Source organism: Actinospica acidithermotolerans, assembly GCF_018139625.1.
Classification (GTDB): domain Bacteria; phylum Actinomycetota; class Actinomycetes; order Streptomycetales; family Catenulisporaceae; genus Actinospica; species Actinospica acidithermotolerans.
Window position 1 is genome coordinate 1 of sequence record NZ_JAGSOH010000197.1, and the last position, 7,607, is coordinate 7,607.

At 73.1% G+C, this 7,607-nt stretch carries 5 protein-coding genes and 1 pseudogene; 3 read left to right on the forward strand and 3 right to left on the reverse strand.

Annotation, left to right across the window (positions count from 1 at the left end):
- Nucleotides 1–1,070, reverse strand: a 1,070-nt coding sequence (locus KDK95_RS33180) for a glycoside hydrolase family 6 protein (protein WP_212522324.1), incomplete at its 3' end; no start/stop codon positions are given.
- 33 nt (nt 1,071–1,103) lie between these two features.
- On the opposite strand from KDK95_RS33180, the gene KDK95_RS33185 reads away from it, so the two are divergent.
- Complete coding sequence (locus tag KDK95_RS33185; RefSeq protein ID WP_212522325.1) at nt 1,104–1,517, forward strand: DUF3224 domain-containing protein; 414 nt, start codon at nt 1,104–1,106, stop codon at nt 1,515–1,517.
- 206 nt (nt 1,518–1,723) lie between these two features.
- Here the strand turns inward: KDK95_RS33185 and KDK95_RS33190 are convergent, their stop codons facing one another.
- Nucleotides 1,724–2,305: a YbhB/YbcL family Raf kinase inhibitor-like protein gene (locus KDK95_RS33190; RefSeq protein ID WP_307844874.1), complete on the reverse strand. Its 582-nt coding sequence runs from the start codon at nt 2,303–2,305 to the stop codon at nt 1,724–1,726.
- 69 nt (nt 2,306–2,374) lie between these two features.
- Between KDK95_RS33190 and KDK95_RS33195 the strand changes: the two genes are divergently transcribed.
- Nucleotides 2,375–3,385 carry an NAD-dependent epimerase/dehydratase family protein gene (locus tag KDK95_RS33195; protein WP_212522326.1) on the forward strand — a complete coding sequence of 337 codons (1,011 nt, stop codon included), beginning with the start codon at nt 2,375–2,377 and terminating at the stop codon, nt 3,383–3,385.
- 112 nt (nt 3,386–3,497) lie between these two features.
- Complete coding sequence (locus tag KDK95_RS33200) at nt 3,498–6,824, forward strand: error-prone DNA polymerase (RefSeq protein ID WP_212522327.1); 3,327 nt, start codon at nt 3,498–3,500, stop codon at nt 6,822–6,824.
- A gap of 146 nt (nt 6,825–6,970) precedes the next feature.
- On the opposite strand, the pseudogene KDK95_RS33205 reads toward KDK95_RS33200, so the two are convergent.
- Nucleotides 6,971–7,607, reverse strand: a pseudogene (locus tag KDK95_RS33205) (DNA polymerase Y family protein); the annotation flags it as partial.

A 7,607-nucleotide genomic window follows, 5' to 3' on the forward strand; every position in this document is an offset into this window, starting at 1 on the left:
GCGGTGGACTTGGTCGCGGTTGTGGTCGCGGCCAGGGTGGGGGCGCCGCCGGGGCCGTTGGCGATGAGGGCGTAGGCGAGTTGCGGGTCGAAGGCGCCTGCGGAGGCGGCGCAGCCGTCTGATTGGCCTGGGTCCTTGACCCACAGGTATGCGTCGACGAGTGCGTTGCCGGTGTTGGCGGTCGGGGTCAGGCCGAGTGCTCGACCGGCGGGATCGCACCACGTGTTGCCGGCACCGTTGCCGTTGCGGCTTGTGTCGATGACGATGTGCAGGCTCGAGTTGCTGCCTAGGTCGGCTAGGACCTGCTCGTCGTAGGCGACCTCGTTGGCTGTGGGTAGGAAGTTCGAGACGTTCGAGAAGATGCCGTTCGCGCTCGTCGTCACGTCGGCCGCGGCTAGGCGCTGGGCCTGGACCGACGCGGAGTTCCAGGACGAGTTGCCGGCGTCGAAGTAGACGCGGGCGTTGGGATCCGCCTTGCGTACGGCGGATCCGGCGTACGCGATGGCGCCGTTGCGGGCGGCGGCCTGCTGTGCGCTCAGGCAGCTCTCCAGGGATAGCGCGTCCGGCTCGACGATGACGATGACCGAGTGGTCGCCGAGGCCTGAGGCGAAGTCCGAGACCCAGGACTCGTACGCGGCGACGGACGGCGCGCCGCTGGAGGTGCTGCAGTTGGTGTCGGGGATGTCGTAGAGCACGAGCACCGGCACGGTGTTCTCGGCGGCTGCCTGCGCGGTGATCTGGCGGATCTGCGTGGCTATCCGGTCGGGATCGTACTGCGTGAACCAGATGCCCGACGGGATGTCGCCTATTCGGCTGGCGATCGCGGGCTCTAGCGGGTTCGCGGTGTTGTGCGCGTCCCAGTACCCGACGGCGGAGTATGGATCCAGGTAGAAACGCGTGTCGGCCGCGAGGGCGCCGCCGGACTGCTGCGGCAGTGCCGACGCGCACGCCGAGTTGCGCGCCACCACGACCACCGCGCCCACGGTGACGGCAGCGAGCGCAAGCGCGGCGTATCGGCCCCGTCGACCGCGCGGCGACCTGCGGACTCCGGCGCGGGGGCGTGCTGCCATCCGTCGCATGGCAGCATTCTCTATCATTTTCCCGTGAGAGCATCAGGAACGTTCAAAGTCGTCGCGTTCACGCCCACGCAGCTGTCGCCGGACCCGGCCGTGACGACGGGACTGCCGGTGGGTGTTTCCACGATGCAGAAACAGTACGAGGGCGAAGTCGCGGGCCGCTCGGCCACGCTGTTCACCGCGGCGTTCGATCAGGCGACCGGGGTCGGCACGTATGTGGCGATGGAGTCGTTCGAGGGGACGGTGGACGGCCGGGCCGGGGCGTTCAACTTCGCGCACTCGGCGACGACCGGTGGGACGGACCGCGCGGACGAGTTCTTCACGATCGTGCCGACGAGTGGGACCGGGGAGCTGGGCGGCATCCGTGGCACCGGTGGGATGGCGATCGACGCGGACGGTACGCATCGGATCTGGTTCGAGTACGAACTCGGGGAACGGTAGTTGTAGCTGTAGCTGTAGCTGTAGCTGTAGAAAGTAGCAGTAGCAGTGCAGTTGCAGTAGCTGTGGCGGCGATCGACGCTCGGAGGCGTCGGCGGGGACGACCGCGGTCCGCGTTTAGGGGGGAAGGTGGTGAGTCGGGCCGCCACCGGCAGGTTGGCACCGGCAGGTCGCCGCCGGCAGGGCCGCCTCCGGCAGGCCGCCTCCGGTCAGCGCTCGTAGGTGCCGGTCAGTCGGGCGCGGGAGAGGAGGCTGCCGGTGGTGGCCAGGCGGGGGATGCGGCGCGGGGGGATGCGGGTGAGGGACATGCCGTCGACGGTGCCGGGCAGCGGAGTTCCGAGGGCGAAGAGCTGGAAAACGTAGCGGTGCGGGCCGTGGCCCTTGATCGGTTCCGGGCCGCGGTAGCCGGAGCCGAGTTGCGAGCGCAGGAGGGTGACGCCGGGGCCGAGGGTGTCGCGGGAGAGGGCGCCGGCGGGCAGGCCGTCGCCCGCCAGGTGCGGGTTAATCAGGGCGACGCAGTGCACGAAGGGCTTCGCGGTCGGGGCGTCGACGTCCTCGATGAACAGCAGCAGCTGCGCGGCGTCCGCGGGCAGTTCGCTCCAGGCCAGCGCGGGCGAGATGTTCTGGCCGCCGATCCGCCTCCCGGCGTGCTCGAACGGGATCGGGTCGCCGTCGGCGAACGCGGGGCTGGACAGCTTCAGCGTCTCCGGCCCGGTGAGCACGACCTCGTTCCAGGCGAGATCCTTCTCCCCGGCGCGCCGGTTCATCAGCAGTTTGCCAATCAGGGCCACAGTTGACGACTCTACCGCCCCGCAGGCCGGAATTGGCACATAACGGTTCCGGATGGTTTGCTTGCGCGCGTGCGAGTACTGGTCACGGGCGCTTTCGGGTTCGTCGGGACGGCGCTGGTCGAGCGGCTGGCGGCGGCGGGGCACGGGGTTCGGGCGTTGACGAGTCGGGCGTTGACGAGTCGGGCGGACGGCGTCGGCAGCGGCGACGATGTCGGCAGCAGTGGCTACGGCGACGGCGACGGCGGTCTCGAGATCGTCTGCGGGGACGTGCGCGATCCGGAGGCCATGGCGCGGGCGGTGCGGGACGTGGACGGCGTTTGCCATTTGGCGGCGCTGGTCCGGGTGCGCGAGGCGCGGGAGCGTGCGGCCGAGTACTGGGCGGTGAACCACGGCGGCGCGGTGACGGTGGCGAAGGCGGCGGCTGCCGAGGCCGCGCGGTCCGGGCGGCCGGTGCGGTTCGTGCTCGCGTCGACCGGGGCGGTGTACGGGCAGCCCGCCCTGCAGCCGATCCCCGAGGACCTTCCGTGGCAGAGCACGAACGACTATGGGGAGACGAAGCGCGCGGCGGAGCTGGATGTCCTCGCGCTGGCGGATTCCGGCTCGCCGTTCGGGGCCGTGGCGCTTCGGCTGTTCAACGTGGCGGGGGCCGTGGGCGGGCGGACCGGGGATCCGGACACGATCATCCCGAAGACGCTGGCCGTGGCGCGCGGCGCCCTTCCGGCGCTGCAGATCAACGGGGACGGCGAGGCGGTTCGGGACTTCGTGCACGTGCGTGACGTGGCGAGGGCCTTCGAGTCGGCGCTCGGCCACGTCGTGCCGGGGCGGCGGGCGGCCTTCAACGTCGGCGCGACGGGCGCGCGGGTTCTCGACGTCGTGCGGACGGTGCGGGAGGTGACCGGGCGCGACGTGCCCGTGGAGCACCGTCCGTCCCGGGGCGAGGCGCCGATGCTGCTGGCCGACACGCGGCGGATCCGGGCCGAGCTCGGCTGGCGTCCGGAGCGCTCCGATCTGCACTCGCTCGTCGCGGACGCGTGGGCGGCGATGGGCGGGCGCCGACCTGAGCGGGCACCGGGCGGCTGATCAGCGCGCACGCTGACCGCGCACGCTTGACACGGTTCGGGCGCCGAGTGAAACTGGTTGATACTCATCGCTCAAACGTTCGAACCGCTACGGGCCGTCGGGAGGTGCGCCGATGGGCTTCGACAATCCGGTGGTGCCGTGGCGGGAGCTGGACAAGGCCCTGTCCTGGACCCGGTACGGGGAGCTGAGCGCGCGGCGGCCGGCCGGCGACGAGCCGCGCGCGCCGGTGCGGCGGGCGTCGGCCGAGGTGCCCTACGCGGAGCTGCACGTGCACTCCGGGTTCAGCTTCCTGGACGGAACCTCCGAGCCGGAGGCGCTGGTCGCCGAGGCCGCGCGGCTCGGCCTGGAGACGATCGGGCTGACCGACCACGACGGGATGTACGGCGTGGTCCGGATGGCGCAGGCCGCGCGGGGCACCGGGGTCGGCACGGTGTTCGGCGCGGAGCTCTCGCTGGCCGCCGACCGGGTCGAGCGCACCGGGGTGCCCGATCCGGCGGGCGCGCACCTGCTGCTGCTGGCCCGCGACGTGGACGGGTACCGTTCGCTCTCGAAGGCGATCGGCGACGCGCACCTGGCTGGGGACGGCAAGGGCCGGGCCGTGTACGGCATCGAGGAACTCGCGGCGCGCGCGCAGGGGCGCTGGACGGTGCTGACCGGCTGCCGCAAGGGCCTGGTCCCCCGGGCGCTGGCCGCCGAGGGCTGGGACGCGGCGGGACGCGAGCTGGACCGGCTGCGCGCGCTGTTCGGCCGGGACAACGTCGCGGTCGAGCTGGTCGACCACGACATGCCGGGCGACGACACGCGCAACAACGCCCTGGCCACGCTCGCCGACCGGCACGGCGTGGCGACGATCGCGACGAACCAGGTGCACTACGCCACCCCGGGCGAGTACGTGACCGCGTGCGCGCTGGCCGCGCTGCGGGCCCGCCGGTCGATGGACGAGATCGAGGGCTGGCTGCCCGCGGCGCCGACCGCGCACCTGCGCTCGGGCGTCGAGATGGCCGAGCGCTTCGCCCGCTTCCCCGGCATCCTGGAGCGCACCGTCGAGCTGGCCCGCGCCTGCCGCTTCGACTTCTCCGTGGTGATCCCTGGCCTGCCCGCGCGCGAGGTGCCCGGCGAGCACGACGAGTCCTCCTGGCTGCGCGAGCTCGTCGAGACCGGGGCCAGGGAGCGCTACGGGCCGCGCCGGGAGAACCCGGCCGCCTACCGGCAGCTGGACTACGAGGTCGGGGTGATCGCCGAGCGGCGGATGGCCGGCTACTTCCTGATCGTCTACGAGATCGCGAAATTCTGCCGGGACAACGACATCCTGGCCCAGGGCCGCGGCTCGGCGGCGAACTCGGCGGTCTGCTACGCGCTGGGGATCACGAACGTCGACCCGATCCGATACGACCTCGTCTTCGAGCGCTTCCTGAGCCCGGAGCGGGAGGGCTATCCGGACATCGACCTGGACATCGAGTCCGGGCGGCGCGAAGAGGTGATCCAGCACATCTACAGCAGGTACGGCCGGGACCGCGCGGCGCAGGTCTGCAACGTGATCACCTACCGGGCCAAGGGCGCGGTGCGCGACGCGGCCCGGGCGCTCGGCTACGCGCAGGGCAGCCAGGACGCGTGGTCCAAGCGGCTCGGGCCGTACACCGGCGCGGCCGACCTGGCCTCGGCCGGCATCCCCGAGGACGTGCTCGACCTCGCGCACCGGCTGCACGGCCTGCCCCGGCACCTGGGCATCCACTCCGGCGGCATGGTGCTGTGCGACCGGCCGGTGGCCGAGGTCGTGCCCACCGAGTGGGCGCGGATGGAGAACCGCTCGGTGATCCAGTGGGACAAGGACGACTGCGCGGACGCGGGGCTGGTGAAGTTCGATCTTCTGGGCCTCGGCATGCTCGGCGCCCTGCACGACTGCTTCGACCTGGTCCGGGAGGCGCACGGCGTCGAGATGACCCTGGGCACCGTCCCGAAGGAGGACGAGAAGGTCTACGACATGCTCTGCGCCGCCGACTCGGTCGGCGTCTTCCAGGTCGAGTCCCGGGCGCAGATGGCCACGCTGCCGCGGCTGAAACCGCGTAAGTTCTACGACCTGGTCATCGAGATCGCGCTGATCCGGCCCGGGCCGATCCAGGGCGGCGCCGTGCACCCGTACCTGCGGCGGCGCAGCGGCGACGAGAAGGCGGAGCCGCCGCACCCGCTGCTGGCCGGGCCGCTGGAGCGCACCCTCGGGGTGCCGCTGTTCCAGGAGCAGGTGATGCAGATGGCCATCGCCGCGGCGAACTTCTCCGCCGCCGAGGCCGACCGGCTGCGCCGGGCCATGGGCGCCAAGCGCTCCACCGAGAAGATGCTCGCGCTCAAGCGGCGGCTGCTGAGCGGGATGGCCGCCAACGACATCACCGGCGAACTGGCCGAGGACGTCTACCGCAAGCTCGAGGCCTTCAGCTCATACGGGTTCCCGGAGAGCCACTCCATCTCGTTCGCGTACCTCGTGTATGCGAGCTCGTTCCTGAAGCTCTACTACCCCGCCGCGTTCACCGCCGCGCTGCTCAACAACCAGCCGATGGGCTTCTACAGCCCCGCCTCGCTGATCTCCGACGCGCGGCGGCACGGCGTGATCGTGCGCGGAGTCGACGCCAACCGCTCGCGGGACGCCGCGACCCTCGAGCCGCCGAGCGCGGACGAGGCGGCGGCGTACAAACCCACGCACCCGTTCGCCTCGCCTCATCCGCAGCCGGCGATCCGCCTCGGCTTCGCCTCCGTGCGCGACCTCGGCGCGAAGCCGGCCGAGCGCGTGGCCGCCGAGCGGGACGCGAACGGCCCCTACGCCGACATGGAGGACTTCGTGCGCCGGACCGGGCTGCCGCGGGCGGCGCTGGAGGCGCTGGCCACCGCGGGCGCGTTCGGCTGCTTCGGCCTCACCCGCCGCGAGGCGCTGTGGCGGGCCGGCTCGCTGGCCGGCACCACCGACGCCCACCTGCCCGGGACCTCCGGCAGCGACCGCGTTCCCGCGCTGCCGCCGATGACCGCCGTCGAGCAGACCTTCGCGGACCTGTGGGCCACCGGCACCTCCCCCGAGTCCCACCCCGTGGCCCACATGCGGCCCGAACTCGACGCCACCGGTCACGTGCGCATCGCGGACCTCGACGGCCTGCCCGACCGCAGGCTGGTGCACGTCGCCGGGATCGTCACCCACCGGCAGCGGCCGCCGACCGCGGGCGGGGTGTGCTTTCTGTCCCTGGAGGACGAGACCGGGCTGGTCAACGTCGTGTGCTCGCCGGAGGTCTGGCAGCGCTACCAGCGGATCGGGCTCATGCACGGGGCGCTGCGGATCACCGGCAGCCTGGAGCGCTCCGACCACGGGGGCGGCGCGCTGAACATCGTCGCCGGACGGCTCGCGCCGCTGCGCGTGGCCGCCCAGCCGAGCCGGCTCCGCGGCCGCGACTTCCGCTGAGCCGGACGGGGTCCGGGTGCTACCCCGGGGGTCCGGGTGCTACCCCGGCCTGGGCGCTTCCCCGGTCCGGGTGCTACCCCGGGGGCCGGGTGCTACCCCGGTCCGGGTGCTACCCCGGCCTGGGCCTTCCCCGTACGCCGCGCCGGTCAGCGGTAGACGCCCTCGACCCGCCAGGCGCCGTGCTCGAGGGCGAGCAGGAAGGCGCGGCCGTCGTCGGTGGAGACCTGGAGGCGGGCACGGCGGCGGGAGGTGACGGGGCGCCAGGGCTGCTCGTGGTACGGCCAGGGGCCCGCCCACGCGGCGACCTGCAGCGGACTGCCGCCGAGGACGAGGACGGCGGGCCGGGCGCTGAGCCTGGCCCGGCCGGACACCTCGACGTGCGCGCCCTTCGCGTCGAGCAGCAGCACCGGGGGCTGGTCCTCCGGAAGCAGCGGGGGCGCGGGTTCCGGCACGGAGCCGGGCCACGGGGCGCCCGGGTCCGCGGCGACGTCGGCGGGCGGCTTCTCCCCCCAGGGCGCCCGGGCGATCCTGGCTGCGGGGTCGCGGCCGCCGGTCAGGTGCAGCAGGGTGACGCCGTCGTGGCCGAGCAGCGCCTGTACCCGCTCCGCGGCGCGGCCGACCCGGTCCGGCACGCTCTCGCGTCCCCACAGAGCCTGCTGGCTGCCGGTGTCCACGACGAGCGGTCCGGGGACGAGGCGCAGCGAGACGAGCGGGTCGGTGGCGGCCTCGGCGACGGATTCGGGGAGGAGGTCGGTGGCGGGCTCGGAGACGAGGTGGGGGACG

Coding starts and splice junctions, on each gene's coding strand:
- KDK95_RS33200 (WP_212522327.1), top strand. CDS start 3,498: ATGGGCTTCGACAATCCGGTGGTGCCGTGGCGGGAGCTGGACAAGGCC.